The sequence below is a fragment of the Actinomadura sp. 9N407 genome, assembly GCF_044326315.1.
GTDB lineage: Bacteria > Actinomycetota > Actinomycetes > Streptosporangiales > Streptosporangiaceae > Spirillospora.
In genome coordinates this window covers 127250-153877 of record NZ_JBIRAW010000005.1, presented here as the reverse complement: position 1 = coordinate 153877, position 26628 = coordinate 127250, and the positions used below count along the sequence as shown (strand labels likewise).

Genomic DNA, 26628 nt, shown 5'->3' with positions numbered 1-26628 from the left:
GAGGGACGCCCGTGAAGGTCGACGAGAAGAAGACGGCGGCCGCCGCGCCGGCCGCCGGCGCCGCACCGGCGAACCGGCGGTCGCCCTGGCTCTCGTTCGCCCTGCGGCGGCTGGCCGGGCTCGGCGCGGTACTGGTGACACTGGTGACGGTGACGTTCCTGATCGTCCAGATGATCCCCGGCGATCCCGCCCGGGTGCTGGCCGGACCGGACGCCGGGCCCGCCGAGATCGAGCAGGCCCGGGTGCGGCTGGGACTGGACCAGCCGCTGATCCAGCAGTTCGCCTCGTACGTGGGCGGGCTGCTGCGCGGCGACCTCGGCACGTCGTTCGCCACCGGAGAGCCGGTGACCGCGATCATCACCTCCCGGCTGCCGTTCACCGCCGAGCTGGCCTTCCTGGCGATCCTGGTGGTGCTGCTGGTCGCGGTGCCGCTGGGGATGACGATCGCGATCGCCTGCCGCGGCGGCCGGCGGCGGCGCCTGAGCACCGGATTCACCTTCGGCACCAGCCTGGCGGGCGCCGTCCCCGAGTACATCCTCGGCACGCTGCTGGTGCTGGTGTTCGCGATCATGCTGGGGGTGCTGCCCGCCGCCGGCGCCGAGACGCCCACCGCGCTGATCCTGCCGGTGCTGGCGGTGGCGGTCGCCCCGATCTGCACGCTGGCCAGGATCGTCCGCAGGGAGACGGCGACCGTCCTGGCCCAGGACTACATGCGCACGGCCCGCGGCAAGCGGCTGCCGGGCCTCACCCTCTACACCCGGCACGCGCTGCCCAACCTGCTGACCAGCACGCTCACCCTCGGCGGCCTCATCCTGGCGCACATGCTGGGCGGCACGATCATCGTGGAGAGCGTGTTCGCCTGGCCGGGCCTGGGCACCCGGGTGGTCGAGGCGATCCTGAACCGCGACTACCCGGTGATCCAGGGCGTCGTGCTCACCCTCGGCGTCATCGCCACCCTGCTCAACCTGCTGATCGACGTCCTGCTGGGCGTGCTGGATCCGCGGACCCTGACCGGAAAGGCGGACCGGCCATGAACGTACGGCGCAACCTTCCGCTCGCCTTCGGGCTGGCCGGGCTGGGGCTCGTCCTGGTGCTGGCGGTGCTCGGGCCGGTGATCTGGGGCGCCGACGCCGACCGGCTGAGCGGCACCGCCAGGGAAGGGGCCTCGGCCGCGCACTGGCTCGGGACCGACGCCCTCGGCCGCGACGTGTTCGCCCGGACGATGGCCGCCACCCGGCTCACCCTGATCATGACCCTGCTCGCCACCGCGCTCGCCGTGGTCGTCGGGGTGCTGCTGGGCTCGGCCGTCTGGCTGGCCGGCCGCCGGATCCGCGAGCTGGGCCTGCGGCTGATCGACATCATGGTGTCGTACCCGCCGGTCATCCTCGCGCTGGTCGTCACCGCGGTCCTCGGCGCCGGCCCCAAGGCGACGGTGATCGGGATCGGCGTCGCGGGCAGCCCCTCGTTCGCCCGGCTGACCGCCAACCTGGCCGCCTCGGTCGCGGGCCGCGACTTCGTGGCGATGGCCCGGCTGCTGGGCGTACCGCAGCGGCGGCTGCTGGCCCGGCACCTGATGCCCAACATGGCCGAGCCGCTGCTGGTGCTGGTCTCGGTCGCGTTCGCGACCGTGCTGGTGGCCCTGTCGGGCCTGTCGTTCCTGGGCCTGGGCGTCCAGGAGCCGAGCTACGACTGGGGCAGCCTGCTGAACGCCGGCCTCGCCGGTCTCTACACCAACTCCGCCGAGGCCATCGGCCCCGCCATCGCGATCGTGTTCACCGGGCTGTGCGCGGGATTCGTCGGTGACGGACTGGCGGCCTCGTTCAATCCCCAGGAGCGATCCGCCGGCGGCAGGCGCGGCGGGCGGACGGCCAAGGTGCTCGCGGCCACCGCGCCCCGCACGGCACCCGCCGAGACCGTGGCGGGCGTCGAGGGCGCCGACGCCGTGCTGGTGGCCGAGGACCTGTCGGTCGTCCTGCCCGACGGCACCCGGCTGGTGGACGGCCTGCGCCTGCGCATCGGCCCCGGCGAGATCGTCGGCGTCGTCGGGGAGTCGGGCTCGGGCAAGAGCGTCACCGCGATGTCGGTGGCCCGGCTGCTGCCCGACGGGCTGCGGACCGAGGCCGGCGCCCTGCGGCTGAACGATCTGGACCTGCTCGGCGACACCGACGGCAAGCGGCTGGCCACCGAGATCGGCGTCGTCTACCAGGACCCGACCGCGTCGTTCAATCCGGCGCTCAAGCTCGGCGGGCAGCTGACCGAGACGGTGCGCACCCATGCCGGCACCGGCCGGGACGACGCCCGCGAGCAGGCCGTCGAGCAGTTGCGGTCGGTCCGGGTGACCAGCCCGCGCGCCCGGCTGAAGCAGTACCCGCACGAGCTGTCGGGCGGCATGCGGCAGCGCGCGATGATCGCCTCGGCGCTGCTCACCCGGCCCCGGCTGCTCATCGCCGACGAGCCCACCACCGCGCTGGACGTGACCGTCCAGGCGGACGTGCTGGCCCTGCTCCGGGAGATCAACGAGCGGGACGGCACCGCCGTGCTGTTCATCTCCCACGACATCGGCGTGGTCACCTCGATCTGCCACCGCGTCCTGGTGATGTACGCCGGGCGCATCGTCGAGGAGTTGACGGCCGGCGAGCTGCGGGCGGGCCACGCGCGCCACCCGTACACCCAGGCACTGCTGGCCGCCACGCCCCGGGTGTCGGACGGCGGCGAACGGCTCGCCGCCATCCCCGGCCGCCCGCCGCAGCCGTCGGAACGCCCGGCCGGCTGCGCCTACGCGCCGCGCTGCCCGCTGGTACGCGACGTCTGCCGGGAGGAACGTCCCGAGGCGGTGCCGTACGGGCAGGACGGCGGGGCGGCCGCCTGCCATGCCCTGGAATGGATCGACGAACCCGTGGGAGGCGATCGATGAGCACCGCGAGTACGAGCACGGCGAGCAGCGGCACGGGCACCACCGCTCCGGTGCTGGCCGCGCAGGACGTCACGGTGGCGTTCGGGTTCGGTGCCCGCGCGCATCCCGTCCTGCACTCGGTCGGGGTACGGCTCGAACGCGGCCGTACCCTCGGCCTGGTCGGCGAGTCGGGTTCCGGCAAGTCGACGCTGGCCCGGGCCATGATCGGCCTGATCCGGCCCCGGTCGGGCCGGATCCTGCTGGACGGCGAGGACGTCACCGCGCTGCGCGGCCGGCGGCTGACCGGGCTGCGCCGCCGGGTCCAGCTGATCCCGCAGGACCCGTACGGCTCGCTCAATCCGCGGATGACCGTCGGCGACGCCATCGCCGAGGCCATCGAGCCGCGCCGCGGCGGGCTGCGCCGACACCGCGCGGCGGTCGCCGGCTGGCTGGAGACCGTCGCGCTGGACGGCTCGGCCGCCGAGCGCTACCCGCACGAGTTCTCCGGCGGGCAGCGGCAGCGGATCGCGATCGCGCGCGCCCTCGCCGTCGAGCCCGAGGTGATCATCGCCGACGAGGTGACCTCCGCGCTGGACTGCTCGGTCCAGGCGGAGGTCCTCAACCTGCTGGCCGACCTGCGCGCCAGCCTCGGCCTGACCATGCTGTTCATCTCGCACGACCTGGCGGTCGTCCGGCATGTCAGCGACGAGGTCGCGGTCATGTACCTCGGCCGGATCGTGGAGCAGTCCCCGCGCGACGAGCTGTTCGACCGGCCCCGCCACCCCTACACCAGGCTGCTGCTGGACAGCGTCCCCGACGGCGTCCTCCAAGTGCCCACCGTGGTCGGGGAGCCGCCCGACCCGTCCGATCCGCCGCCCGGATGCCCGTTCCACACGCGGTGCCCGTCCGGGCCGCTCGCGAACCCGGACCGTACGCGCTGCGCCACCGAGCGCCCGGAACCGGTGAACCCGGACTCGCGCGCCTCCTGCCACTACCCGCTCGTCCCCCACTCCTAGGAGGAGAACCCTTGTCCGTCATCGAACTCGCCGACCAGGTCTGGAACGGTGCCGGCGACGCCAACGGCATCGCGGGATTCAACGTGACCGGCGGCGGGGTCCACGAGGTCGCCGAGGGCGTGGGCTGGCGCCCCGGCTTCGGCAACGTGATCCCCCTGCGCGACGGCGGCGAGCTCGCGCTGTTCGACACCGGCAACCCCACCGACGCCGCCAAGCTGCACGCGGACGTGCGCGCCTGGTCGGACGAGCCGCTGACCCGGGCGGTCTACTCGCACGGCCACATCGACCACGTCTTCGGCGTCGGCCCGTTCGACGCCGAGGCGGACGCGGCGGGCCGGGCGCGGCCGACCGTGTTCGCCCACGAGTCGGTCGTCGACCGGTTCCGGCGGTACGTGCTGACCAACGGCTACAACGCCGTCATCAACCAGCGGCAGTTCCGGCAGCCGGGCCTGACGTGGCCGGCGGAGTACCGCCATCCGGACGTCACGTACCGCGACTCGCTCACCGTGAACCACGGCGGCCTGACCCTGGAGCTGTTCCACGCCAAGGGCGAGACCGACGACGCCACCGTGTGCTGGATCCCCGAACGCAAGGTCGTGTGCACCGGGGACCTGTTCATCTGGGTCGCGCCGAACGCGGGCAACCCGCAGAAGGTCCAGCGCTACCCCGTCGAGTGGGCGTACGCGCTGCGCCGGATGGCCGCGCTCGGCGCGGAGGTCATGCTGCCCTCGCACGGCGTGCCGATCTTCGGTGCCGACCGGATCAGGCAGGCGCTGACCGAGACCGCCGAATGGCTGGAGAGCCTGATCGAGCAGACCCTGGAGATGCTCAACGCCGGCGCCCGGCTCGACGAGATCGTGCACACCGTGCGCGCGCCCGCGCACCTCGCCGACCGCCCGTACCTGCAGCCCCGCTACGACGAGCCCGAGTTCATCGTCCGCAACCTGTGGCGCCGGTACGGCGGCTGGTACGACGGCAACCCCGCCAACCTCAAGCCCGCTCCCGACGCCACGGTCGCCGCAGCCGTCGCCGGGCTGGCCGGCGGGCCGGGCAAGCTGGCGGACGCCGCCACCGCGGCGGTGGCCGGCGGCGACCTGCGGCTGGCCGGGCACCTGGCGGAGATGGCCGTACTGGCCGCCCCCGGCGACGTCGGCGTCCACCGCGTCCACGCCGAGGTCTTCGGCACCCGGGCCAAGGCCGAGGAGTCCCTCATGGCGCGCGGCATCTTCACCTGGGCCGCCACCGAGTCCCGCCGGATCGCCGACCCCACCGGCTGAGCCTTTCGGTCACCGCTGCGCTTGGAGCTGGTCCCGCAGCCAGTGGTACGACGCCTTGGGCGTGCGTACCTGAGTGGTGAAGTCGACGTGGACGAGGCCGAAGCGCTGGTCGAAGCCCTCGGCCCATTCGAAGTTGTCCAGCAGGGACCAGACGAAGTAGCCGCGGACGTCGACCCCGGCCTCGATGGCCTGGTGCAGCGCGCGCAGGTGCCCGTCCAGGTAGTCGATCCGCTCCTGGTCGGGCCGGGCGGGCTCGTCCCGTACGGAGCAGCCGTTCTCGGTGATCAGGATCGGCGGCAGGCCGTCCCCGTACCGGTCGCGGAGCTGCGTCAGCAGCTCGCGCAGGCCGTCCGGGACGACCGGCCAGTCGAACGCGGTGACCGGGTACCCCTCGATCGGGGCGTCCTCGAACGGCATCCCGGCGGCTTCGAGCCGGTCCTGGACCTCGCTCAGCACCGAAGGGCCGCCGGGACGGGCGAGTGATCGGGGGGCTCCGACGCTGGTCGGGCTGTAGTAGTTGACACCGATCCTGTCCAGCGGGGCCGAGATCGTCGCCAGGTCGCCGTCCTGGACGAACGGGAGCTCGGTGACGCCGAAAGCCGACAGGTCGGGGTAGCGGCCGAGCAGGACGGGGTCGGTGAAAAGCCGGTTCTGCAGGGCGTCGAAGGCGGTCGCGGCGGCGTGGTCGGCCGCCGAGTCGCCGGCCGTCCAGACCGGGCTGTAGTTGTTGGTGATCGCCACCTGGCCTCGGGTCCGCTCCCGCAGCGCCGGTACGGCCAGCCCGTGGCCGAGCAGCAGGTGGTGCGCCGCCGGCAGCGCGTCCAGCAGCAGTGCCTCGCCGGGGGCGTGGACGCCGAGCCCGTAGCCCTCGGTCATGTGCACGAACGGCTCGTTCAGGGTGATCCAGAGCGGTACCCGGTCGCCCAGCCGGTCGGCGACCAGGGCGGCGTACTCGGCGAAGCGGTGGGCGGTGTCGCGGTTCATCCAGCCGCCGCCGTCCTGCAGCGCCTGCGGGAGGTCCCAGTGGTAGAGCGTCAGCGCGGGCGCGATGCCCCGCTCGGCGAGGGCGTCGACCAGGCGCTCGTAGAAGTCCAGGCCCCGGGCGTCGGCGGGGCCCCGGCCCTCGGGCTGGATCCTCGGCCACGCCACCGAGAACCGGTAGGCGTTCACGCCGAGATCGGCCATCAGCTCGACGTCCCGCGGCCAGCGGTGGTAGTGATCGCAGGCGACCTCGCCCGTGTCGCCGTTCTTGATCCGGCCGGGCTCGGCGCAGAAGGAGTCCCAGATGCTCGCGCCCCGGCCGTCCTCGTTCACCCCGCCCTCGATCTGATAGGCCGAGGTGGCCGTACCCCAGAGGAAGCCCTCGGGAAAGCGGGGAAGCACGTTCATATCCGCTCCGGTCCTGTTCGCTCCGGTTCTAACATGAGTGAGTGTCATATTAAAACATGAACAAGCGTCATGTTTTACCCGGAGGGGGAATCGCCATGTCCGGTGGGCTACGCCGCAGGCCCGCGCAGCGCCGCAGCGTCGAGCGCGTGGAGCGCATGCTCAGCGCCTGCGCCGAACTGCTCGCCGAGGTCGGCCAGGCCACGCTGACCACCCGCGACGTCGCCGAGCGGGCGGGCGTGCCGATCGGCACGCTGTACCAGTTCTTCGACGGCAAGTCCGGCCTGCTGCACGAGCTGGCGATGCGGCACCTGGCCCTCCTGCTCGAACGACTCCAGGAGCGCCTCGCCACCGAACCGGTGGACGGCTGGGCGGACGCGGCGGTCGTGGTCTACGAGGAGAGCCTCGCCCTGCGCCGCGGCGTCCCCGGCTTCTTCGTGGCCGACTTCCGCGACAACGGCTCCATCGACACCGACCTCCTGCGCGAGATCGACGCGGAGATGGCCGACCGCCTGTACGACCTCGGCACCCAGGAGGCGGGCCTTCCGCCGCTGCCCGACCCCCAGCGCGTCCTGCTGGTCGCCATCACCTCCTCCGACGGCCTGCTGAGGCTGGCCTTCCAGTCCTCCGAGGAGGGCGACCCGGCCGTGATCGCGCTCGGCGCCCGGCTGCTGCGCGCCTACTTCAGGGACATCACTTCCGGCACGGACGCCACTCCGGGCACCGCGACTCACGCACAAACATGAGTGCTGTTCACTTTTCCCGCATTCGGTGATATCCCTCACATGTGAGCCTTGGACGCCCCCCGAGTTGAGGTGCACATGTCGTCCGGACGCCCCCTGCCACGTTCCGCACTCGTCCCCCTCGCCCTGATCGCGCTCGTCGCCTGCCTGCTGCCGGCGGCGCCCGCGACTGCCGCCCCCGCTCCCCGCGGAGCACCCGCCACCGCCGGCGCCCCCGAACTGCCCGGCGCCCCCGAACTACCTGGTGCCCCCGGACTGCCCGGTGCCCCCGAGCCCGGCACGGGCGCGACCGGCGCCCCGTTCACGGGCACGACCCGCGACGGCGAGGTTCGCGGGTACGTCGACGCGCACACCCACCTGATGTCGTACGAGGCCTTCGGCGGTCAGCTGATGTGCGGCAAGCCGTTCGATCCGGACGGCATCGGGAAGGCGCTGAGCGACTGCCCCGACCACGCCGGCAACGGAGTCCTCGCCTGGTTCGAGAACTTCACCAGGACCGGCAGCCCGCTCGGGACCCACGACCCCGTCGGCTGGCCCACGTTCAGGGACTGGCCCGCCTGGGACTCGCGCACCCACCAGCAGGCCTACTACACCTGGCTGGAACGTTCATGGCGCGCCGGCCAGCGCGTGCTGGTCAACCATCTGGTGGCCAACCGCCAGATCTGCGAGATCTACCCGCTGCGGCGCAACACCTGCGACGAGATGGACATCATCCGGCTCCAGGCCAAGCGGATGACCGAGATGCAGGCCTACATCGACAAGCGCAACGGCGGCCCCGGCAAGGGCTGGTTCAGGATCGTGCGCGGTTCCGAGCAGGCCCGCGAGGTGATCGAGGCGGGCAAGCTCGCCGTGGTCCTCGGCGTCGAGACGTCCGAGCCGTTCGGCTGCCGCAAGCTGGGCAGCGACCCGCAGTGCACGCGAGGGCAGATCGACAAGGGCCTGGACGAGATGCGCGACCTCGGCGTGAGCTCGATGTTCGTGTGCCACAAGTTCGACAACGCGCTGTGCGGGGTGCGGTTCGACTCCGACACCACGGGCGCCATCATCAACCTGGGCAACCTCCTGGGCACGGGACGGTTCTGGCAGGTCGAGAAGTGCACCGGTACCGAGACCGACAACCCGATCGCGCCGTCCGGCCCGCTCGGCGACCTGCTGAACGGGCCGCTGCGGTGGCTCGGCCAGGCCGGGATCACGCTGCCGATCTATCCGAGCCCGCCGCACTGCAACGTGCACGGGCTGACCGACCTCGGCGAGCACATGGTCAAGGGCCTGATGGAACGCGACATGATCGTCGAGATCGACCATATGAGCGTCAAGGCCGCCGGGCGGACGCTCACGCTGCTGGAGGACGCGGGCTACTCGGGCGTCGTCTCGTCCCACAGCTGGACGGACGGGGCGTACGCGAGCCGCATCTACCGGCTGGGCGGCATGATCACCGGGTACGGCAACGCGTCGGACCGGTTCGTCCAGGAGTGGAAGCGCAACAAGCAGTTCCGCGATCCCCGCTTCACCTTCGGCTACGGGTACGGGCTGGACGCCAACGGCATGGGCCCGCTGCCCCCGCCGCGCGCGGGCAACGAGCAGAACCGGCTGCGCTACCCGTTCACCTCGCCGATCGACCCGGACGTCACGCTCGACAGGCAGCGCACCGGCCTGCGCACCTGGGACGTCAACACCGAGGGCGTGGCCAACTACGGGCTCGTCCCCGACTGGATCGCCGACATCCGTACCGTCGGCGGACCCGAGATCATCGACGATCTGTCCCGTGGCGCGGAGGCGTACCTCCAGATGTGGCACCGCGCCGAGACCGGCTGACCCCCGTGTGGGCCTGAAGCCGCGTTGCCGTGGCGTCCGGCATCGACCGTCAGTCGGTGCCGGACTCCATGGCGGCGCGGTCGAGCAGCTCGTCGTGGGAGACCTCGCCGCGGGAGGCGATCGCCTCGGCCGCGCCCGCGGGCATCGCGCCGATCAGCCCGGTCGAGGCCGCCTGCGCGGCCCCGATCAGGGCCGGGTGCGAGCTGCCGACCATGCCGAGCCCGGCGTACTGCTCCAGCTTGGCGCGGGAGTCGGCGATGTCGAGGTTGCGCATGGTCAGCTGGCCGATCCGGTCCACCGGCCCGAAGGCGGAGTCCTGGGTCCGCTCCATGGACAGCTTGTCCGGGTGGTAGCTGAACGCCGGTCCCGAGGTGTCCAGGATCGAGTAGTCCTCGCCGCGCCGCAGCCGCAGGGTCACCTCGCCGGTGACGGCCGTGCCGACCCAGCGCTGCAGCGACTCGCGCACCATCAGCGCCTGCGGGTCCAGCCAGCGGCCCTCGTACATCAGCCGGCCGAGCCGCCGCCCCTCGTTGTGGTAACTGGCGACGGTGTCCTCGTTGTGGATCGCGTTGACGAGGCGTTCGTACGCGGCGTGCAGCAGCGCCATCCCCGGCGCCTCGTAGATGCCCCGGCTCTTGGCCTCGATGATGCGGTTCTCGATCTGGTCGGACATCCCCAGGCCGTGCCGGCCGCCGATGGCGTTGGCCTCCAGCACCAGGTCGACGGCGGAGTCGAACTCCTTGCCGTCGATCGTCACCGGCCGGCCCTGCGCGAAGCCGATCGTGACGTCCTCGGCGGCGATCTCGACGGACGGATCCCAGAACCGCACGCCCATGATCGGCTCGACGAGCTCGATACCCGCGTCCAGGTGCTCCAGCGCCTTGGCCTCGTGGGTCGCGCCCCAGATGTTGGCGTCGGTGGAGTAGGCCTTCTCCGTGCTGTCCCGGTAGGGCAGATCGCGGGCCAGCAGCCACTCCGACATCTCCTTGCGGCCGCCGAGCTCGCGCACGAAGTCGGCGTCCAGCCACGGCTTGTAGATCCGCAGCGAGGGGTTGGCCAGCAGGCCGTAGCGGTAGAACCGCTCGATGTCGTTGCCCTTGAACGTGGAGCCGTCGCCCCAGATCTGCACGTCGTCCTCGAGCATCGCGCGGACCAGCAGCGTGCCCGTGACGGCCCGGCCGAGCGGGGTGGTGTTGAAGTAGGCGCGGCCACCGGAGCGGATGTGGAACGCCCCGCAGGCCAGGGCCGCGAGGCCCTCCTCCACGAGGGCCGCGCGGCAGTCGACCAGCCGGGCGATCTCCGCCCCGTACGCCGTGGCGCGGCCCGGCACCGAGGCGATGTCGGGCTCGTCGTACTGGCCGATGTCGGCGGTGTAGGTACAGGGCACGGCGCCCTTGTCGCGCATCCACGCGACCGCTACCGAGGTGTCGAGACCGCCGGAGAAGGCGATTCCGACGCGCTGGCCGACAGGCAGGGAAGTGAGCATCTTGGACACAGGAAGAATTATGCATCCCATTGCATGACCATGCAAATCGGCCGGGGCCTACAGCGAGTGGATCGCCGCCAGCAGGCGGTCCTGGAACGCCGTGACGTCACTGGCGACGGCGATCTTCACCGGGCGGCGGTGGTCCTCGGCGGGCAGCGACCGGGCGTCCCAGACGGTCGTGCCGCGGGTCAGCTCGCCGCGCAACTCCACCCGGACGGGGCGTTCGACGTAGGTTCCGACACCCGGGTCCACGGTCAGCATGGCGGCCAGCGCGTCGTGGATGACGGCGCCCCGGCGCTTGAGCGTCGGGGTGTAGGCCGTGACGTAGAACTCCATGATCCGGGTGGCGAAGCGGGCGGCGGCCGAGTCGTGGGCGGCGAGCGCGTCCAGCCACCGGTCGCCCACGGCGGTCGGGTGCGTGGCGTCCAGCGGGACGAGCACCACCGGCCAGTCGGCGGCGAACACCAGGTCGGCGGCCTCGGGATCGTGCCAGATGTTGGCCTCGGCGTGGGTGGTGATGTTGCCCGGGTGATCGAACGCGCCGCCCATGACGACGACCTCGCGGACCAGCGACGGCAGCTCGGGGTCGAGCAGCAGGGCCGCGCCGAGATTGGTGAGCGGGCCGGTCGCCAGCAGCGTCACCTCGCCCGGACGTGACCGGGCCAGCCGTACGATCTGCGCGGCGGCGGACTCGGTGACCGGCCGTCCCGCAGGCTCCGGCAGCCCGGTGTCGCCCAGGCCGTCGATGCCGTGCCAGTCCGCCGCGTAGTGCACGTCCTGTGCCATCGGACGGCTCGCGCCGACCGCGACGGGCACGCCCTTGGTCCCCGCCTCGACACCCGCCAGTTCGAGCACGCGCAGGGTGTTGAGCGCGCCGGTACGCGAATCGACGTTGCCGTGGACGGTGCCCACCCCGATCAGCTCCGCCTCGCCCGCCCGCATGAGGGTGGCGAGGTAGAGCAGGGTGATCGCATCGTCGATGCCGGTGTCGCAGTCGAACAGCACGGTGGGCATGGCTCTCCTCAGGGGGCACATGATGATCGTCTTCCGACAGGCAGTATCCCTTGTCCGGCGGTACGCCCGGCGTCACGGATGCCCTAGCTGCGGCCGGGTGCGGGTGTGAGCGGCGCGGCGCCTGGGGAGGATTGTGGCGGCAGCACCGCAACCGTCCGGTCGCCCCCGCGCTGCTGAGACGCAGAAAGGGTGACGCGTGAAGGCCTTGATCAACTCGATGACCGAGAGCGAGCAGGCGCTGATCCGCGAGACCGAGCGCGACCGGCTGGAGGGCATGGAGGAGGACGACCTCCTCGAACTGCACGCCCGCGTCCGGCGCGCCCGCAACAAGCACATCAAGCTGTACCGGCGGGAGGCCGCCGACAAGGTCGAGGAGTACGGCGGGCGCGGGGTGTCGCGCCCCAAGAACCGCCGGAACGCCCAGAAGGCGGAGGCGTTCGAGGACGCCCTGGCCCGGGTGAGCCGCTCCCTGGCCGCGGCGGCCAAGGCCACCGCCGCCGCGCTCAAGGCCGAACGGCTGCAGGCCGCCCGCGCCCAGCGCAACGGCGGCCCTGCCGACTCCCCGATCGACGACACGGCGAAGCCGGTGCGATCGCAGAAGGCCAAACGCACGCCGAAGGAACCCGTGCTGACCAAGCAGCGCGCGTCGACACGGTCTCTCGGCGCCAAGCGGCAGGCCAAGCGCGACAGCCGCTGATCCGCCGGCCGTTCGGGCGGCGGGCCGCCCGAACGGTCAGTGGGCGGCGGCGTTCCAGTCGGTGCCCGTGCCGATGGCCACGTCCAGTCCCACGCTGAGCGGGTAGGCCGTGGCCATCCGGTCGTGCACCAGGTCGCGTACGGCGTCGCGCTCGCCCGGGGCCACCTCCAGGACGATCTCGTCGTGGACCTGCAGCAGCGGCCGGCTGCGGAGACCGGCGGCGGTGATCGCCTCGTCCACCCGCAGCATCGCGATCTTGACGATGTCGGCGGCCGAGCCCTGGATCGGGGCGTTGAGCGCCATCCGCTCGGCGGTCTCGCGGCGCTGCCGGTTCTCGCTGGACAGGTGGGGCAGGTAGCGGCGGCGGCCCAGGACGGTCTGGGTGTAGCCGGTGTGGCGGGCCTCCTCGACCGTGTGCTCCAGGTAGTCGCGCACGCCGCCGAACCGCTCGAAGTAGGCGTCCATCAGCGGCCGCGCCTCGGACTGAGCGATGCCCAGCTGCTTGGCCAGGCCGAACGCCGACAGCCCGTAGGCCAGCCCGTACGACATCGCCTTGATCTTGCGGCGCATCTCCGGCGTGACGCCTTCCGGGGCGACCCCGAAGACCTGCGCGGCCATGGTGGTGTGCAGGTCCTCGCCGGTCGCGAACGCGGCCAGCAGGATCGGGTCCTGGGACAGGTGCGCCATGACGCGCAGCTCGAGCTGGCCGTAGTCGGCGGTCATCAGGGACTCGAAGCCCGCGCCCGGCAGGAACGCCCGCCTGATGTGCCGGCCCTCCTCGGTCCGGATCGGGATGACCTGCAGGTTGGGCTCGATGGAGGTCAGCCGCCCGGTGGCGGCGACGGTCTGCTGGAACGAGGTGTGGATCCGGCCGTCGGCGCCGATCTCCTTGATCAGCCCGGCGACCGTCATGCGCAGCCGGGACTGGTCGCGGTGGTGCAGCAGGACCTGCGGCAGGCCGTTGTCGGTCTGGGTGGCCAGCCAGGTCAGCGCGTCCACGTCGGTGGAGTGGCCCGACTTGATCTTCTTGGTCTTCGGCAGCCCGAGCTCGCCGAACAGCACCTCCTGGAGCTGCTTGGTCGAGCCGGGGTTGAACCGGCGGCCGGCGATCTCGGCCGCCTCGTCGGCCGCCGTCTCCATCGCGCCCTCGAACCGCTTCTCCAGCTCGCGCAGCAGCGCCTCGTCGACGAAGACGCCGGCCCGTTCCATCCGGGCCAGCAGGTCGGCCAGGGGCAGCTCGACCTCGGTCATCACCCGGTCCATGCCCGTGCCGGCGAGCTCGGCGGTGAACCTGCCCGCCAGGTCGAGCACGGCGCGGGCCTGCAGCATCAGCCCGGTGGGGCCCTCGTCGGGCGGGCGGCGGCCGAGGTGGCGGGCCGCCAGGTCGGCGATCCCGTACGCGGCCAGGCCGGGAAGCAGCAGGTACGCCGCGACGGCCGTGTCGGCGGCGACGCCGTCGAGCCGCCAGCCGTGCTCGCCGAACAGGCGCAGCAGCGACTTCACGTCATGCAGGGCCTTGGGACGATCAGGGTCGGCGAGCCAGGCGGTGAACGCCCTTTCGTCGGCCTCGGTCATCCGCGCGGGCCCGAAGGTGGCCGCGTAGCCGTCGCCGGTGGCCAGGGCGATCCGGGCGATCTCGCCGGCGCCCCGTACCCAGGTGCTTTCGGCGGCCAGCCCGAGAGTGTCTCCGCTTGCGCCCGCCCGGCTGCGGAACCAGCCGGGCAGCTCGCCCGGCTCCAGCTCGCGGCCCTTCAGCGGCTCCGCCGGGGCGTCCTCCGGGGCCTTTCCGCCACCGGGATCGCCGGCGAACAGCCGCTGCCGCAGGCTGGCGTTGCGGAACTCCAGCTCGTCCAGGAGCGAGCTGAAGGCGGACAGGTCGTACGGCTTGCGCCGCAGGTCGTCCAGCTCCACCGCGAGGTCGAGGTCGCGGACCAGCTCGGTCAGCCGCCGGTTGGTCCGTACGGTCTCCAGCGCGTCCCGCAGCTTCTCGCCGGCCTTGCCCTTGACCTCGTCGGCCCGCTCCAGCAGCGCGTCCAGGGATCCGTACTCGCGGATCCACTTGGCCGCGGTCTTCTCGCCGATGCCCGGGATGCTGGGCAGGTTGTCGGAGGGGTCGCCGCGCAGGGCCGCGAAGTCCGGATACTGGCTCGGGGTGAGGCCGTACTTCTCCTGGACCGCCTCGGGCGTGTAGCGGATCAGCTCGGTGGCCGACCGGTAGAAGTAGAGCGCGGTGACGTTGGGGCCCACCAGCTGGAGGACGTCCCGGTCACCGGTGATGATCAGCACCTGGCAGCCCGCCGCCTCCGCCGAGGTGGCCAGGGAGGCGATGACGTCGTCGGCCTCGAAGCCCGGCATCCGCAGCGCCGGGATGCTCATCGCCGCGAGCATCCGGTCGAGGATCCCCAGCTGGTCGTGGAACTCCGCCGGGGACCGCGCCCGGTTGGCCTTGTAGTCGGGGAACGCCTCGGTCCTGAACGTCTGCCGCGAGACGTCGAACGCCACCGCGACATGCGTCGGCCGCTCGTCGCGCAGGGCGTTGGCCAGCATGTTGGCGAACCCGTACACCAGGTTGGTCGGCTGTCCCCCGCTCGTGCTGAAGTTCTCGACGGGCAGCGCGTAGAACGCCCGGTAGGCCAGCGAGTGACCGTCCAGCAAGAGCAGGCAGGGCCGATCCGTCATGCCTTCATCCTGGCAGGCGCGTCCGACAACGGGGCGGCGGACACCGCCCCGTGTCCGGACAAGCCCGTGTCAGATCAAGCCCGTGTCGGGACGGGCCCGCCTCATGTCAGAACGGGCCCGCGCGGCCGAGCAGGGCGGGAGCGGGCTTGCCGAGCAGCTCGCCCAGCCAGATCCCGGTCCCGGCGACCGTCTCCATGTCGACGCCGGTGGTGACGCCGCTGCGGTGCAGCGCGTACAGGAGGTCCTCGGTGGCGATGTTGCCGGTCGCGGCGGGCGCGAACGGGCAGCCTCCGAAGCCGCCGGTGCTGGCGTCCAGGATGGTGACGCCCTCGTCGACGGCGGCCAGCGCGTTGGCGTACCCGGTGTTGCGGGTGTTGTGGAAGTGGAAGCGCAGCGGCGTGTCAGGGGCGGCCTCCCGGGTGCGCCGGGTGAGGTCGCGGACCTGGGCGGGGACGCCGACGCCGATGGTGTCGGCCAGGGCGATCTCGAACGCCCCGGCCGCGTGCGCGCGGCGGGCGATCTCGGCCACGCGCTCGGGCGGGGTCTCCCCCTCGAACGGGCAGCCGAACGCGGCGGCGATCGTCATCCCGGCGGGGACGCCCGCGTCGGCGGCGGCCGCGGCGATGCCGTCCCAGGCGTCCAGCGCCTCGGCGGTGGTGCAGCCCTGGTTGCGGGTACAGAACGTGTCGGACGCGACCACGACGACGTTCACCTCGTCCACCCCGGCGGCCAGGGCGCGGTCCAGGCCGCGCCGGTTGAGCACCAGGCCGCTGTACGAGACGCCCTCGCGGCGCGGTACCCCGGCCATGACCTCCTCGGCGCCCGCCATCTGCGGGACCCGCTTCGGGTGGACGAACGAGACGGCCTCGATCCGGCGCAGCCCGGCGTCGACGCTGCGCGTGATGAACGCGATCCGGTCCTCGGGCGACAGCGCCCTGGCCTCGTTCTGCAGGCCGTCACGTGGACCGACTTCCAGCACCGTTGTATGCAATTGATCGTTCACCTCGCGGTCGAGATGGTCATTCGGGCCATACTCTGACTATATTGCATGCAATACGCCAACGAGGAGAGAGCATGCCGCGCGCCACCGACACCGCCTACGAGGCGGTGCGCAAGATGATCCTCTCCGGCGAGGCCGGAGCGGGTACCCGCCTCGGCGAGTCCGAGCTGGCCGAGGCGCTGGGCCTGTCCCGAACCCCCGTACGCGAGGCGCTCCAGCGGCTGGGGGCCGACGGGCTGGTCGAGGTGCTGCCGCACCGGGGCGCGCGGGTGGTGCGCTGGACGCGGCAGGACCTGGCGGAGATCTTCGAGCTGCGCGCGCTGCTGGAGCCGTACGCGGCGGCGCGCGCCGCCCGGATCGGCCAGGACCAGAGCGTCCTGGCGGATCTGGCCGGCCAGTGCGCGGCCATGGAACGCGCGGTGGCCGACGGCGATCTCGACCGGGTCGCCCAGCTCAACTCGCGCTTCCACGCCGCGATCATCGACGCGTCCGGCAACCGCAGGCTGCCCGCCATGCTGACCTCGGTCATGCACGCGCCGCTGATCCTCGGCACGTTCCGCCGGTACGACGCGGACTCGATGGCGCGCAGCATGAACCACCACCGGGAGCTGGTCGCCGCCCTGGCCGCCGGCGATCCCGGGTGGGCGGAGTCGGTGATGCGCGCCCATATCCGCGCGGCGGCGGCCCATCTCACCGAACAGGAAGAGAACGAGCAACGATGAGCACCGAATCCCTCCCCGCCCTCGGCGACCTGCGGGTCGTGGAGATGGGCCAGCTGCTGGCCGGGCCGTTCTGCGGCCAGCTGCTCGGCGACTTCGGCGCCGAGATCATCAAGATCGAGCCGCCGGGCGCCGGCGACCCGATGCGCGAGTGGGGCCGGGAGAAGCCGCACGGCAAGTCGCTGTGGTGGCCGATCCTCGCCCGCAACAAGAAGTCGGTCACGCTCGACCTGCGCACCCCGGAGGGGCAGGCGCTGGCCCGGCGCGTGATCGCCCAGGCCGACGTGCTGGTGGAGAACTTCCGTCCCGGGACGCTTGAGCGCTGGGGCCTGTCCCCCGAGAGCCTGCGGGCCGAGAACCCCCGGCTGATCATCACCCGGGTCACCGGGTACGGGCAGGACGGCCCGTACGCGCCGCGCGCGGGTTTCGGGTCGATCGGCGAGGCGATGGGCGGCATCCGGTACGTCACGGGCGACCCGGACAAGCCGCCGTCCCGGGCCGGGATCTCGCTGGGCGACGAGCTGGCCGGCACGTTCGCCGCGCTCGGCACGCTCGTGGCCCTGCACGCGCGGCACCGTACCGGGCGGGGGCAGATCGTCGACTCGGCGCTGTACGAGGCGGTGCTGGCGATGATGGAGTCGCTGATCCCCGAGTGGGAGATCGCGGGCTACCAGCGCGAGCGCACCGGGTCGGTGCTGCCCAACGTCGCGCCCAGCAACGTCTACCCGACCCAGGACGGGCCCGTCCTCATCGCCGCCAACCGCGACACCATCTGGCGGCGCCTGGCCGAGCTGATGGGCCGTCCCGAGCTGGGTGACGACGAGCGCTATTCCACCCACGGGGCTCGCGGGGCCAACGCCGGCGAGCTGGACGACCTGATCGGCGCCTGGACGGCCGGCCAGGCGTCCGAGCCGCTGCTGGCGCTGCTGCACGACAACGGCATCCCGGCCGGGCTCACGTACCGCGCCAAGGACATGCTGGCCGACCCGCACTACAAGGCCCGCGAGGCGATCATCCGGATGGCCCATCCGGAGTTCGGCGACTTCCCGATGCACAACGTGTTCCCCAAGCTGTCGGACACGCCCGGCGAGGTCCGCAGCATCGGCCCGGAGCTCGGCCAGCACAACGCCGAGGTGTACGGCGGGCTGCTCGGGCTGACCGGCGAGGAGCTCGGCGAGCTCGCGAACGCGGGCACGATCTGATGCCCGGCACGCCTGACGACATGCCCGGAACTCCTGACGACATGCCCGACACGCCTGTCGACACGCCAGGCGGCCGGCTCTCGCGCCGGTCGCTCATTTCGGGGCTGGGCATCGCGGCCGCCGGACTGTCCACCGCCGCGTGGACCAGGCCGGGCGGGCACGCGAAGGACGAGCACCCGCGAAAGGGGAGGAAATTGAAGATCACGACGCTGGCCGACGGGCTGCTGTTCCCGGAGGGCCCGGTCGCGCTGCCGGGCGGTGACGTGCTGGTGGTGGAGATCCATCGCGGCACGCTCACCAGGATCAAGCCCGACGGCACCGCGTCCGTCGCGGCCGAGGTGGGCGGCGGCCCCAACGGTGCCGCGCTCGGCCCCGACGGCCGGGTCTACATCGCCAACTGCGGCGGGCTGCGCCGGTTCGAGGTCGGCGGCTTCGTCTTCGCCGGCGGCATCCCCGACGACTACACCACCGGCAGCATCCAGGCCGTGGACCTGTCGGACGGCTCCGTGGAGACGCTGTACACGCAGGCCGGCGGCCAGGACCTGCGCGGCCCCAACGACCTGGTGTTCGACGACCAGGGCGGGATCTACTTCACCGACTACGGCAAGAGCGACGGGCTGACCGGCGACAAGGGCAGGCTGTTCTACGCCAAGGCCGACGGCTCGTCCATCACGATGCTCGCCGGCGGGATGGAGGGACCGAACGGGATCGGCCTGTCCCCCGACGGCAAGCGGCTGTACGTCAGCGAGACCTACACCGCCCGGGTCTGGTGGTGGGACGTCACCGGGCCCGGCGAGATCAAGGGCGGCCGGTCGCTGGGCGGCTCGGGCAACGGCAACTTCCTCTACACCGCGCCCGACTACACCAACTTCGACTCGCTCGGCGTGGACGCGCACGGCAACGTCTGCGTCGCGTCCATGATCCACGCCGGGATCTCGGTCGTGAGCCCCAAGGGCAGGCTGGTGGACTTCGTGGACATCGACGTCGACGACGACCCGGGGATCACCAACATCTGCTGGGGCGGCGAGGACATGCGTACCGCGTACGTCACCGCCTCCAGCACCGGCAAGCTCCTGAAGATCGACTGGCCGAGGCCGGGCCTCCGCCTCAACTACGCCGGCTGACCACAACGTCGACTCGTGGCGTGTTCGCCTTCTTCCGGCTCCGGAAGGGCGAACACGCCACGAGTCAACGGGCGGCTACTCGCCGGCGAGGGTGGCGGACAGGTCGCCGTCGTAGCCCTCCGGCGAGGCCGCCTCGACGACCGGCTCGGGGCGGTCGTCGAACTCCAGCCGCAGCGCCTTGGACATCGTGGCGTGCATGTCGTACAGGCAGGTGATGTACGTGAACTCCAGCACCTCCTCGTCGGACAGGTGCTCGCGCAGGATCCCGACGATCTCGTCGGGGACCCGGCCGCCGTCCAGGACGAGCCCGTCGGTGTAGGCCAGCAGGGCGCGTTCCAGCGGCGTGTAGCAGTCCGCCGTCTGCCAGTACGGGATGGCCTGGATCTTCTCCTCGGCCATCCCCATCGTGCGCATCTGCTTGGCGTGCTGGGAGTAGACGAACTGGCTGCCGCGCGCCCAGCCCGCCCGGCACTGCCCCAGCTCGCGCAGCATCGGGTCGATGCCGGCGTTGCGGTAGAGCGCGAAGCCGTGGACCGCGTGCCGGAAGACGTCCGAGGAGTTGGCGAAGACCGTCCACCAGTCCCCCGGCGAGCCGGTGGCGGTGCCGTGGTCCACCGCCGGGTCGCGGTCGGGGCCGAACAGCAGGTCGTAGAAGCGGATGATCCGCTCGTCGGTGACCTCGGCGCGGGGTACCTCACGCAGGCGGGGCATCGTTCTCCTTGTCGGTTCGGGGTCGGCTCGGGGTCGGCTGGAGGTCAGTTGGCGGCCGGCGCGGGGGTGCGGCGGTCGGCGGCGGTCTTCGGCTCGTGCGCGACGTCGGCCTCGGTGAACGTCCGCGTCCAGCAGGCGAACTCCAGCAGCACCCCGTCCGGGTCCTGGAAGTAGAACGACCGGACGAACACGCCGTCGTACACGTCCCGGGAGACGCCCGCCGGGCTGTCGTCGTGGTTGAGGATCGGGCTGACCTGGACGCCCTTGTCCCGCAGCCGGTGCCGGTACTCCTCGAACCGCTCCGGCGGGACGTGGAACGCCACGTGGTTCATCGAGCCGACGGCGCTGAGCAGTTCGCCCTGCTCGGGACGGGTGGCGGGCGCCGAGATCCCGGGCACGCCGTCGGGCGCGTCCGGGAACCAGAAGAACGCCACGCAGTCGCCGCCGCCGCAGTCGAAGAAGAAGTGCTGGCCCATCCCGCCGGGCAGGTCCAGGGTCTTCACCAGCGGCATGCCGAGCACGCCGGAGTAGAAGTCGATGGTGCGCTTCATGTCGGACGAGACCAGCGCGAGATGGTTGATCCCGCCGATCTCGAACTCGGTGTTCCTGGCGGTCATGAGGCCTCCTTGGACGTGGTGTGGCGGGCGCGCAGATCGCGCTTGAGGATCTTGCCGGCGACGTTGCGCGGCAGTTCGGGGACGAACTCGACCCGCTTCGGCACCTTGTAGCCGCCGAGCCGCTCGCGGCAGACCGCGACGATGTCCTCGGCGGTGGCGGACGCGCCGTCGCGCAGCACGACGGCCGCGCAGACCGCCTCGCCCCACCGCGGGTCGGGGACGCCGAACACGGCGGCGTCGGCGACGGCGGGATGGTGGTGGATCGCCTGCTCGACCTCGCGGGAGGCGACGTTCTCGCCACCGGTGATGATCATGTCCTTGATCCGGTCGACGATGGAGACCATGCCCTCGGCGTCCTGCCGGACCACGTCGCCGGTACGGAACCAGCCGTCGTGGAACGCGGCGGCGGTCAGTTCCGGCTCCCGCCAGTAGCCCCGCATCACCTGGTCGCAGCGGACGAGCATCTCCCCCTGCTCCCCGGGGGCGACGTCGTTGAAGTCCTCGTCCACGATCCGGATGTCGGCCAGGTCCATCGGACGGCCCGCGGCGGCGAGCAGGTGGGTCTCCCCCCGGGCCGCGCGCCGGTGGTCGGCCGTCCCGAAGTACAGGATGTTGCCGCCGGTCTCGCTCATCCCGAAGCCCTGGTAGAAGTCGCAGCCCAGCACCTCCATGCCGCGCCGCAGCACCTCGGCGGGGATCGCGGACGCGCCGTACCCGATCGCCTCCAGCGTGCCGAGGTCGCGGTCCTCGATCCCGGGATGCCCGAGCAGGAACGCGATCATCGTCGGGGCCAGCCCGGTCTGGGTGACCTTCCACTCGGCGACCAGGCGCAGGAACGTCTCGTTGTCGTACGCGCGCACCAGGCCGACCGTGCAGGAGCGCAGGTGGTTGACCAGGACCGCGTAGCCGCCGACATGGCACAGCGGGAAGCAGAACAGGAAGACCGACTCGTCCGGGATCTCCCACTGCGACGCCGAGCCGAGCACGCCCGTGACCAGGTTGCGGTGGGTCAGCATGACGCCCTTGGGCGCTCCGGTCGTCCCGCTGGTGTAGACGAGCCAGCCGATCCCGTCCTCGTCCGCGCGCGGCGGCTCGGTGGCCGGCGCGGACTCGACCAAGCCGGCGTACGCGCGGTCGCCGCCGCCGTCCAGGCCGACGACGAGCTGCACGCCGGGCATCGCGTCCCGGTGCTCCCTCATCGCGTCCAGGTACTCGCCGCTCACGATCAGCACCGTCGCCTGCGCGTGGTCGACCAGCTTGGCGATCTCGGCGGGATGCAGCCGGTGGTTGAGGAAGGTCAGCGCCATGCCGGCGGCGGGAACGCCGTAATACAGGTCGACGTACTCGGGCCGGTTCCCCGACAGGACGGCCACCCGGTCCCCCGGCGCGGCGACCTCGCGGAGCGCGTTGGCGACCCGCCGGACCCGGTCGCGCAGCCCGGCGAACGTGATCACCTGGTCCTCGAACCGCAGCGCCGTACGGCCGGGGTGCTTGCGCGCCGCGTACTCGACGATGTCGTTGATCAGCATGGACGTCCCCGCAGCAGACCGGCCATGGGCCCTCCCGAAGTTGACTTGACAGTCATGTCGACTTTGATCGATCCTGGGCCTGGAACGATCAGGTTGTCAACCCCTGGGGAGCCGCCATGCCGAGCGAGCCGAGCGAGCCGCTCACCGAGCGCGGCGCCCGGACCAGAGAGCGCCTCATCGCCGCCGCGCGGCAGGTGTTCGAGGAGCGCGGCTTCCCCGACACCCGCGTCGCCCACATCACCCGGCACGCCCAGGTGGCCTACGGCTCGTTCTACACCTGGTTCCCGTCCAAGGAGGCGGTCTTCCTCGAGGTCGCGGACCGGCTCTTCGAGGACATGACCCAGCCCGATCCGGCGCTCGCGGCCGACTCCTCCCCCGCCGCCCGGATCCGCCGCGCGAACCGCTCGTACTACCAGGCCTACCTGCGCAACGCGAAGATGATGGCGATCATCGAGCAGGTCGCCACGTTCAACGAGGAGTTCAAGGAGATGCGGCGCAAGCACCGCGCCGCCTCCATCGGCCGCTCCGCGCGGGCGATCGAGCGCTGGCAGCGGGCCGGGCTGGTGGCCGCCGACCTCGACCCCGAGACGACGGCGCGCGCCCTGGCCGCGATGGTCGACCACTCCCTCTACCTCTGGCTCGTCCAGGGCGACGACGCCCCGGGCACCGAGCGCCTCCTGGACACCCTGGACGCCATCAACATCCGCGCCCTCGGCCTTCCCGCCACCCCCTGAAGTGGAGAACCCCGTGCACCAGAGCCTCGCCGACCGCTTCGTCGCCGCCATCACCGCCGGCGACGTGGACACGCTGCGTTCGCTGTACGCGCCCGGCGCGCTGATCTGGCACAACGGCCCCGGCGAGGGCGGCGGCGCGGAACAGGGCGTCGAGGACAACCTGCGCACGCTGCGCTGGCTGTCGCGCAACCTGGAGGGCTTCCGGTACGAGGAGATCCGGCGCGACCCGCTGCCGGACGGCTACGTCCAGCGGCACGTCCTGCGCGGCACGCTCCCCGACGGCGAGCCGATCGAGATGGCCGCCTGCCTGTTCGTCACCGTGGACGGCGACGGCCGCATCGCGCGGATCGAGGAGTACGCCGACACCCGGGGCGGCGACCCGCTCCGCGCCCTCGCCGCCGCCCAGCGCGCGGCCCGGGCCTGACCATGCCGGACACGAACCCCGAGCTCGCCGCCCGCCTCGCGGAGCTGGCGGGCGAGGTGACCGGCCTGCGCCGGCTGTCGGGCGGGGCCAGCCGGGAGATCTGGGCGTTCGACGCAGGGGGCCGCCGCCTCGTGCTGCGCCGCGATCCCCCGGCGGTCGAGGACCCGGACGCGATGGCCCGCGAGGCCGCCCTGCTGACCGCCGCCGCGGGCGCCGGCGTCCCCGTACCGCGCCTGGTGGACCACGGCCCCGACCTGCTCGGCTCGGCGTACCTGATCATGGAACGGCTGGACGGCGAGACGATCCCGCGCCGGCTGCTGCGCGACGCGCGGTTCGCCGACGTCAGGCCGCGCCTGGCCCGGGAGCTGGGCACGATCCTCGCCCGCCTGCACACGCTGTCGCCGGACGCCGTGCCCGGACTCCCCGACGACGACCCGCTCACCGACCTCGCCGCCCGCTACGAGGCCTTCGCCGAGCCCCGTCCCGCCGTGGAGATCGCGCTGCGCTGGCTGGACCGGCACCGCCCGCCCTCGTCCGGCGCGCGCCGGACGGTCGTGCACGGCGACTTCCGCAACGGCAACCTGATGATCGACCCGGCCGGGGTGCGCGGCGTCCTGGACTGGGAGCTGGCGCACGCCGGCGACCCGGCCGAGGACCTCGGCTGGCTCTGCGTGAAGGCCTGGCGGTTCGGCTCTCCCCAGCCCGCCGGTGGCTTCGGCACCCGCGAGGCCCTCCTGGACGGCTACGCCGCCGCCGGCGGTACGCCGCCCACCCCGGAGGACCTGCACTGGTGGGAGGTGTACGGCACGCTCCGCTGGACGATCCTCTGCCGCCACCAGGCCGAACGCCATTTCGACGGCTCCGACCCGTCCATCGAGTACGCCGTCCTGGGCCGGAAGGTCTGCGAGCAGGAGCACGACCTGCTCCTCGCGCTCGGTCTGACCGAGCCCGTCACCGTCGCGGATCCGCTCGATGACCGTGGCCCCGGCGGCCCGTCCGCCCCGCACGACCGTCCCGGCGCCGCCGCCCTCATCGACGCCGTCGGCGCCTTCCTGAACGAGGCGGAGCAGCCCGACGAGTGCCTGCGCTTCCATGCCCGCGTCGCCGCGTCCGCCCTGCGCATCGCCCGCCGCGAACTCCTGCTCGGCGACGCCCACTGGGTCGCCCATCGCGAGCGCCTGCGCGCCCTGGGCTGCGCGGACGACGCCGAACTCGCGACCGGCATCCGTACCGGAAGGTTCGACGCCCGGATGGACGAGGTCGTCGGCACCGTCCGCGCGTCGGTCGTCGACAAACTCACCGTCGCCAACCCCCGCCACCTGTCCCTGCCCGCCTGACCTCAGCCCGCCTGACACCGTGGGGCCGGCCGCGTTCCGGCCGGCCCCGCGGTCACCAGAGTTCGGGGTCGTGCCTGGTACGGACCGACGGGTTGAACGCGTCCCGCAGCGCGTCGCCGAGCAGGTTGAACGCGACCACGATCGCCATGATCGCCAGGCCGGGGAACACGGTCGCCCACCAGGCCAGCCGCAGGGTGGTGCGCGAGTCGGCGAGCATGCTGCCCAGCGAGAAGCCGGGCGGCTGCACGCCGAGGCCCAGCAGGCTCAGGGCGCTCTCCACCAGGACCAGGATGCCAGCGCTGGTGGACCACAGGATGATCACCGGGCCCAGCACGCTCGGCGCGATGTGCCGGAACAGGATCGCGGGCGTGCGGGCACCGATCGTCCGGGCCGCGGTCACGAACTCCGACCGCTTCACCTGGGACACCGAGTTGGCGATCGTCCGGGCGTAGTTCACCCAGCCCCACACCGCCAGGATGATCATCAGCTTGACGATGCCGGGGCCGACCACGGCGGCCAGCGCCACGCCGACCGCGACGAACGGGATCGCGAACTGGATGTCGGCCAGGCGCATCAGCACCATGCCCACCGAGTTCTCGTAGTAGCCCGCCACCAGCCCGAGCAGCAGCCCGATCACCGCCGACGCGGTGGCGGTGATCAGGCCGACCATCAGGCTCGTGCGCAGCCCGTACACCATCCGGCCGAACACGTCGCGGCCCAGCGTGTCGGTCCCGAGGAGATGCCCGCCGTGCCCGCCGAGCCACGACGGCGCCAGGTTGGCGTCCGTGAGCTGCTGGGTGGTCGGGTCGGACGGGGCCAGCAGCGGGGCGAACAGCGCCGCGAGGACGATGAGGCCCAGCAGGACGGCCGCGATCCGGCCCGAGGAGTCCGACCAGGCGCGCCGGGCGGTCTCGGCCGCCCGGGAGCGGCTCCTGGGCGCCGCGGGCGCCGCCTTCACCGGCTCGCGCTGCACCGGCTCGGTCTTCGCCGTCATGTCGCCGCCTTCGTCCGCAGCCGGGGGTCGATCAGCCGGACGATCACGTCCATGCCGATGTTGACCAGGGTGATCAGCATGGCCATGCAGAACACGCTGGCCTGCACCAGCGGGAAGTCCTGGTTGGTCACGCTGCGGATCAGCAGCGCGCCCAGGCCGTTGTAGCCGAGCAGGGGCTCCAGGATCAGCAGCGAGCTGAACAGGAACGAGAACTCGATGCCCAGCCAGGCCAGCATCGGCGGCAGGGCGCCGGGCAGCGCGTGCCCGAACAGCACCCGCCAGGGCGCGATCCCCTTGGACCGGGCGGTGAGCACGTAGCCCTCGCCGAACGAGTCCAGGAGCTGCCCCCGGGTCAGCCGCGCGCTGGTGGACACGGCCGCGATCGTCAGGACGGCCACCGGGACGACCAGGCTGGTGAATCCGCTGCTGCCGGTGGCGGGCAGCCACTGCAGATTGACCGCGAACAGCAGGACCAGCAGCAGCGCCATCCAGAAGTACGGGATGCTGCCCATCACGAACGTGCCGGCCATCAGCAGCCGGCCGCTGAGCCGGCTGGGCCGCAGCGCGGCGGTGATCCCGATGCCGAACGACAGCAGCACCGCGAGCGCGATCGCCGGGAACACGATCCAGAGGCTGGGGCCGAGCCGCTCGAACACCATCTGCGCGGCGGGCTGGTGGAACGCGAACGACTGCCCGAAGTCGAGCGTGAACGAGGCGATCAGCGCGTCCGCGTACTGCACCAGCAGCGGCTCGTCCAGGCCGAGCCGGTCGCGGGTCGCCTCCACCACGGCGGCCGAGGCCTCCGGCGGCGACAGTAGCTCGGCGGGGTCGCCCGACAACCGGGCCAGCACGAACAGGAACGTCGACACGCCGAACGCCACCAGCACGATCAGCAGCAGCCGGCGCACCAGGTAGCCGATCACTGGGCGGGCCCCGCCGGCTCGCCGGGCCGTGTCGGCTCGCCGGTCTGGGCCATGGCCGACAGCAGCCGGTCCAGGAAGGCGCGCCGGCCGGCCGCGAGGCGTTCGGCCAGGTCGGGACCGGGCTCGTACGCGTCGATGTCCTCGCGGGTGATCGAGCCGCGCTCGTCCAGCAGCTCCTCCAGGACGGCGAAGCGGTCGCGCAGCACCCACACCTCGGAGGCGACCTCCATCAGCGCGCTGAACAGGCCGTCCAGGTGCTCGGGACGGTCCAGGTAGACCGGGCGCTCGGCGGCGGATCCGGGCATCGT

At 72.3% G+C, this 26628-nt stretch carries 24 protein-coding genes; 13 read left to right on the top strand and 11 right to left on the bottom strand.

Translation table 11 applies throughout. From position 1 onward, the window contains the following. Positions 1 to 11 precede the first annotated feature (11 nt). Genes ACH34Q_RS10235 through ACH34Q_RS10220 form a run of 4 tightly spaced genes read left to right on the top strand, consistent with a single transcriptional unit; the run spans position 12 to position 5186 of the window. Entirely contained in the window at positions 12 to 1034 is a 1023-nt protein-coding gene (locus tag ACH34Q_RS10235) for an ABC transporter permease (protein ID WP_395982577.1), read from the top strand. Next, on the top strand, positions 1031 to 2914 hold the full coding sequence (locus ACH34Q_RS10230) for a dipeptide/oligopeptide/nickel ABC transporter permease/ATP-binding protein (protein WP_395982576.1): 1884 nt from the start codon (positions 1031 to 1033) through the stop codon (positions 2912 to 2914). Before ACH34Q_RS10235 ends, ACH34Q_RS10230 begins: the two co-directional genes overlap by 4 nt. Further along, positions 2911 to 3909, top strand: a complete 999-nt coding sequence (locus ACH34Q_RS10225) for an oligopeptide/dipeptide ABC transporter ATP-binding protein (protein WP_395982575.1) — start codon at positions 2911 to 2913, stop codon at positions 3907 to 3909. Before ACH34Q_RS10230 ends, ACH34Q_RS10225 begins: the two co-directional genes overlap by 4 nt. Before the next feature lie 11 nt (positions 3910 to 3920). After that, positions 3921 to 5186, top strand: coding sequence for an alkyl sulfatase dimerization domain-containing protein (locus tag ACH34Q_RS10220; RefSeq protein ID WP_395982574.1), 1266 nt, complete (start codon positions 3921 to 3923; stop codon positions 5184 to 5186). A gap of 9 nt (positions 5187 to 5195) precedes the next feature. Here the strand turns inward: ACH34Q_RS10220 and ACH34Q_RS10215 are convergent, their stop codons facing one another. Then, positions 5196 to 6575, bottom strand: coding sequence for a GH1 family beta-glucosidase (locus tag ACH34Q_RS10215; RefSeq protein WP_395982573.1), 1380 nt, complete (start codon positions 6573 to 6575; stop codon positions 5196 to 5198). A gap of 95 nt (positions 6576 to 6670) precedes the next feature. On the opposite strand from ACH34Q_RS10215, the gene ACH34Q_RS10210 reads away from it, so the two are divergent. Together ACH34Q_RS10210 and ACH34Q_RS10205 are read left to right on the top strand one after the other, a co-directional pair. Beyond that, the gene (locus ACH34Q_RS10210) at positions 6671 to 7318 is read left to right on the top strand and encodes a TetR/AcrR family transcriptional regulator (RefSeq protein WP_395982572.1); all 648 of its coding nucleotides are present in this window, start codon (positions 6671 to 6673) and stop codon (positions 7316 to 7318) included. Between the two features lie 75 nt (positions 7319 to 7393). Then, positions 7394 to 9130: a Coagulation factor 5/8 type domain-containing protein gene (locus tag ACH34Q_RS10205; protein WP_395982571.1), complete on the top strand. Its 1737-nt coding sequence runs from the start codon at positions 7394 to 7396 to the stop codon at positions 9128 to 9130. A 49-nt stretch (positions 9131 to 9179) separates the two neighbouring features. Here ACH34Q_RS10205 and argG read toward each other — a convergent pair whose 3' ends face one another. Both argG and ACH34Q_RS10195 read right to left on the bottom strand, forming a co-directional pair. Next, complete coding sequence (argG, locus tag ACH34Q_RS10200; RefSeq protein ID WP_395982570.1) at positions 9180 to 10625, bottom strand: argininosuccinate synthase; 1446 nt, start codon at positions 10623 to 10625, stop codon at positions 9180 to 9182. Positions 10626 to 10673: 48 nt separating this feature from the next. Then, the gene (locus ACH34Q_RS10195; protein ID WP_395982569.1) at positions 10674 to 11630 is read right to left on the bottom strand and encodes a nucleoside hydrolase; all 957 of its coding nucleotides are present in this window, start codon (positions 11628 to 11630) and stop codon (positions 10674 to 10676) included. A gap of 196 nt (positions 11631 to 11826) precedes the next feature. On the opposite strand from ACH34Q_RS10195, the gene ACH34Q_RS10190 reads away from it, so the two are divergent. After that, the gene (locus ACH34Q_RS10190; protein ID WP_395982568.1) at positions 11827 to 12327 is read left to right on the top strand and encodes a hypothetical protein; all 501 of its coding nucleotides are present in this window, start codon (positions 11827 to 11829) and stop codon (positions 12325 to 12327) included. 36 nt (positions 12328 to 12363) lie between these two features. Here the strand turns inward: ACH34Q_RS10190 and polA are convergent, their stop codons facing one another. Both polA and ACH34Q_RS10180 read right to left on the bottom strand, forming a co-directional pair. After that, complete coding sequence (polA, locus tag ACH34Q_RS10185) at positions 12364 to 15006, bottom strand: DNA polymerase I (RefSeq protein WP_395982567.1); 2643 nt, start codon at positions 15004 to 15006, stop codon at positions 12364 to 12366. A 106-nt stretch (positions 15007 to 15112) separates the two neighbouring features. Beyond that, positions 15113 to 15985, bottom strand: a complete 873-nt coding sequence (locus tag ACH34Q_RS10180; RefSeq protein WP_395982566.1) for a hydroxymethylglutaryl-CoA lyase — start codon at positions 15983 to 15985, stop codon at positions 15113 to 15115. A gap of 95 nt (positions 15986 to 16080) precedes the next feature. Here ACH34Q_RS10180 and ACH34Q_RS10175 point away from each other — a divergent pair, with 95 nt between their 5' ends. Genes ACH34Q_RS10175 through ACH34Q_RS10165 form a run of 3 tightly spaced genes read left to right on the top strand, consistent with a single transcriptional unit; the run spans position 16081 to position 19051 of the window. Next, the gene (locus ACH34Q_RS10175; RefSeq protein ID WP_395982565.1) at positions 16081 to 16728 is read left to right on the top strand and encodes a GntR family transcriptional regulator; all 648 of its coding nucleotides are present in this window, start codon (positions 16081 to 16083) and stop codon (positions 16726 to 16728) included. Next, entirely contained in the window at positions 16725 to 17927 is a 1203-nt protein-coding gene (locus ACH34Q_RS10170; RefSeq protein ID WP_395982564.1) for a CaiB/BaiF CoA transferase family protein, read from the top strand. The genes ACH34Q_RS10175 and ACH34Q_RS10170 overlap by 4 nt, the downstream gene beginning before the upstream one ends. 41 nt (positions 17928 to 17968) lie before the next feature. After that, positions 17969 to 19051 carry an SMP-30/gluconolactonase/LRE family protein gene (locus ACH34Q_RS10165; protein ID WP_395982563.1) on the top strand — a complete coding sequence of 361 codons (1083 nt, stop codon included), beginning with the start codon at positions 17969 to 17971 and terminating at the stop codon, positions 19049 to 19051. Between the two features lie 75 nt (positions 19052 to 19126). On the opposite strand, the gene ACH34Q_RS10160 is transcribed toward ACH34Q_RS10165, so the two are convergent. Genes ACH34Q_RS10160 through ACH34Q_RS10150 form a run of 3 tightly spaced genes read right to left on the bottom strand, consistent with a single transcriptional unit; the run spans position 19127 to position 21908 of the window. Then, the gene (locus tag ACH34Q_RS10160; RefSeq protein ID WP_395982562.1) at positions 19127 to 19762 is read right to left on the bottom strand and encodes a carboxymuconolactone decarboxylase family protein; all 636 of its coding nucleotides are present in this window, start codon (positions 19760 to 19762) and stop codon (positions 19127 to 19129) included. Between the two features lie 44 nt (positions 19763 to 19806). Continuing rightward, positions 19807 to 20379: a VOC family protein gene (locus ACH34Q_RS10155; RefSeq protein ID WP_395982561.1), complete on the bottom strand. Its 573-nt coding sequence runs from the start codon at positions 20377 to 20379 to the stop codon at positions 19807 to 19809. Further along, positions 20376 to 21908 (bottom strand): class I adenylate-forming enzyme family protein, encoded by a 1533-nt coding sequence (locus ACH34Q_RS10150; RefSeq protein WP_395982560.1) that lies wholly within the window; start codon positions 21906 to 21908, stop codon positions 20376 to 20378. The genes ACH34Q_RS10155 and ACH34Q_RS10150 overlap by 4 nt, the downstream gene beginning before the upstream one ends. Before the next feature lie 116 nt (positions 21909 to 22024). On the opposite strand from ACH34Q_RS10150, the gene ACH34Q_RS10145 reads away from it, so the two are divergent. Genes ACH34Q_RS10145 through ACH34Q_RS10135 form a run of 3 tightly spaced genes read left to right on the top strand, consistent with a single transcriptional unit; the run spans position 22025 to position 24403 of the window. Continuing rightward, positions 22025 to 22642 (top strand): TetR/AcrR family transcriptional regulator, encoded by a 618-nt coding sequence (locus ACH34Q_RS10145; protein ID WP_395982559.1) that lies wholly within the window; start codon positions 22025 to 22027, stop codon positions 22640 to 22642. A 13-nt stretch (positions 22643 to 22655) separates the two neighbouring features. Then, a complete protein-coding gene (locus ACH34Q_RS10140) occupies positions 22656 to 23066 on the top strand; it encodes a nuclear transport factor 2 family protein (RefSeq protein WP_395982558.1) in 411 nt (136 codons plus the stop codon). A 2-nt stretch (positions 23067 to 23068) separates the two neighbouring features. Next, complete coding sequence (locus tag ACH34Q_RS10135; RefSeq protein WP_395982557.1) at positions 23069 to 24403, top strand: phosphotransferase family protein; 1335 nt, start codon at positions 23069 to 23071, stop codon at positions 24401 to 24403. 52 nt (positions 24404 to 24455) lie between these two features. Here ACH34Q_RS10135 and ACH34Q_RS10130 read toward each other — a convergent pair whose 3' ends face one another. From ACH34Q_RS10130 to ACH34Q_RS10120, 3 genes are read right to left on the bottom strand one after another with little or no spacing between them, the layout of a single operon-like run. Next, on the bottom strand, positions 24456 to 25397 hold the full coding sequence (locus ACH34Q_RS10130) for an ABC transporter permease (RefSeq protein ID WP_395982556.1): 942 nt from the start codon (positions 25395 to 25397) through the stop codon (positions 24456 to 24458). After that, positions 25394 to 26320 (bottom strand): ABC transporter permease, encoded by a 927-nt coding sequence (locus tag ACH34Q_RS10125; RefSeq protein ID WP_395982555.1) that lies wholly within the window; start codon positions 26318 to 26320, stop codon positions 25394 to 25396. Before ACH34Q_RS10125 ends, ACH34Q_RS10130 begins: the two co-directional genes overlap by 4 nt. Further along, positions 26317 to 26625: a hypothetical protein gene (locus ACH34Q_RS10120; protein ID WP_395982554.1), complete on the bottom strand. Its 309-nt coding sequence runs from the start codon at positions 26623 to 26625 to the stop codon at positions 26317 to 26319. The genes ACH34Q_RS10125 and ACH34Q_RS10120 overlap by 4 nt, the downstream gene beginning before the upstream one ends. Positions 26626 to 26628: the final 3 nt, after the last annotated feature.

Bases quoted from the DNA above. Each gene is read 5' to 3' on its own strand.
- ACH34Q_RS10170 (WP_395982564.1), top strand. From the start codon at position 16,725: ATGAGCACCGAATCCCTCCCCGCCCTCGGCGACCTGCGGGTCGTGGAG.
- ACH34Q_RS10165 (WP_395982563.1), top strand. From the start codon at position 17,969: ATGCCCGACACGCCTGTCGACACGCCAGGCGGCCGGCTCTCGCGCCGG.
- ACH34Q_RS10205 (WP_395982571.1), top strand. From the start codon at position 7,394: ATGTCGTCCGGACGCCCCCTGCCACGTTCCGCACTCGTCCCCCTCGCC.
- ACH34Q_RS10195 (WP_395982569.1), bottom strand. From the start codon at position 11,630: ATGCCCACCGTGCTGTTCGACTGCGACACCGGCATCGACGATGCGATC.
- ACH34Q_RS10120 (WP_395982554.1), bottom strand. From the start codon at position 26,625: ATGCCCGGATCCGCCGCCGAGCGCCCGGTCTACCTGGACCGTCCCGAG.
- ACH34Q_RS10175 (WP_395982565.1), top strand. From the start codon at position 16,081: ATGCCGCGCGCCACCGACACCGCCTACGAGGCGGTGCGCAAGATGATC.
- ACH34Q_RS10130 (WP_395982556.1), bottom strand. From the start codon at position 25,397: ATGACGGCGAAGACCGAGCCGGTGCAGCGCGAGCCGGTGAAGGCGGCG.
- ACH34Q_RS10160 (WP_395982562.1), bottom strand. From the start codon at position 19,762: ATGCCCCGCCTGCGTGAGGTACCCCGCGCCGAGGTCACCGACGAGCGG.
- ACH34Q_RS10210 (WP_395982572.1), top strand. From the start codon at position 6,671: ATGTCCGGTGGGCTACGCCGCAGGCCCGCGCAGCGCCGCAGCGTCGAG.
- ACH34Q_RS10215 (WP_395982573.1), bottom strand. From the start codon at position 6,575: ATGAACGTGCTTCCCCGCTTTCCCGAGGGCTTCCTCTGGGGTACGGCC.
- ACH34Q_RS10225 (WP_395982575.1), top strand. From the start codon at position 2,911: ATGAGCACCGCGAGTACGAGCACGGCGAGCAGCGGCACGGGCACCACC.
- ACH34Q_RS10230 (WP_395982576.1), top strand. From the start codon at position 1,031: ATGAACGTACGGCGCAACCTTCCGCTCGCCTTCGGGCTGGCCGGGCTG.
- ACH34Q_RS10155 (WP_395982561.1), bottom strand. From the start codon at position 20,379: ATGACCGCCAGGAACACCGAGTTCGAGATCGGCGGGATCAACCATCTC.
- polA (WP_395982567.1), bottom strand. From the start codon at position 15,006: ATGACGGATCGGCCCTGCCTGCTCTTGCTGGACGGTCACTCGCTGGCC.
- ACH34Q_RS10150 (WP_395982560.1), bottom strand. From the start codon at position 21,908: ATGCTGATCAACGACATCGTCGAGTACGCGGCGCGCAAGCACCCCGGC.
- ACH34Q_RS10135 (WP_395982557.1), top strand. From the start codon at position 23,069: ATGCCGGACACGAACCCCGAGCTCGCCGCCCGCCTCGCGGAGCTGGCG.
- ACH34Q_RS10145 (WP_395982559.1), top strand. From the start codon at position 22,025: ATGCCGAGCGAGCCGAGCGAGCCGCTCACCGAGCGCGGCGCCCGGACC.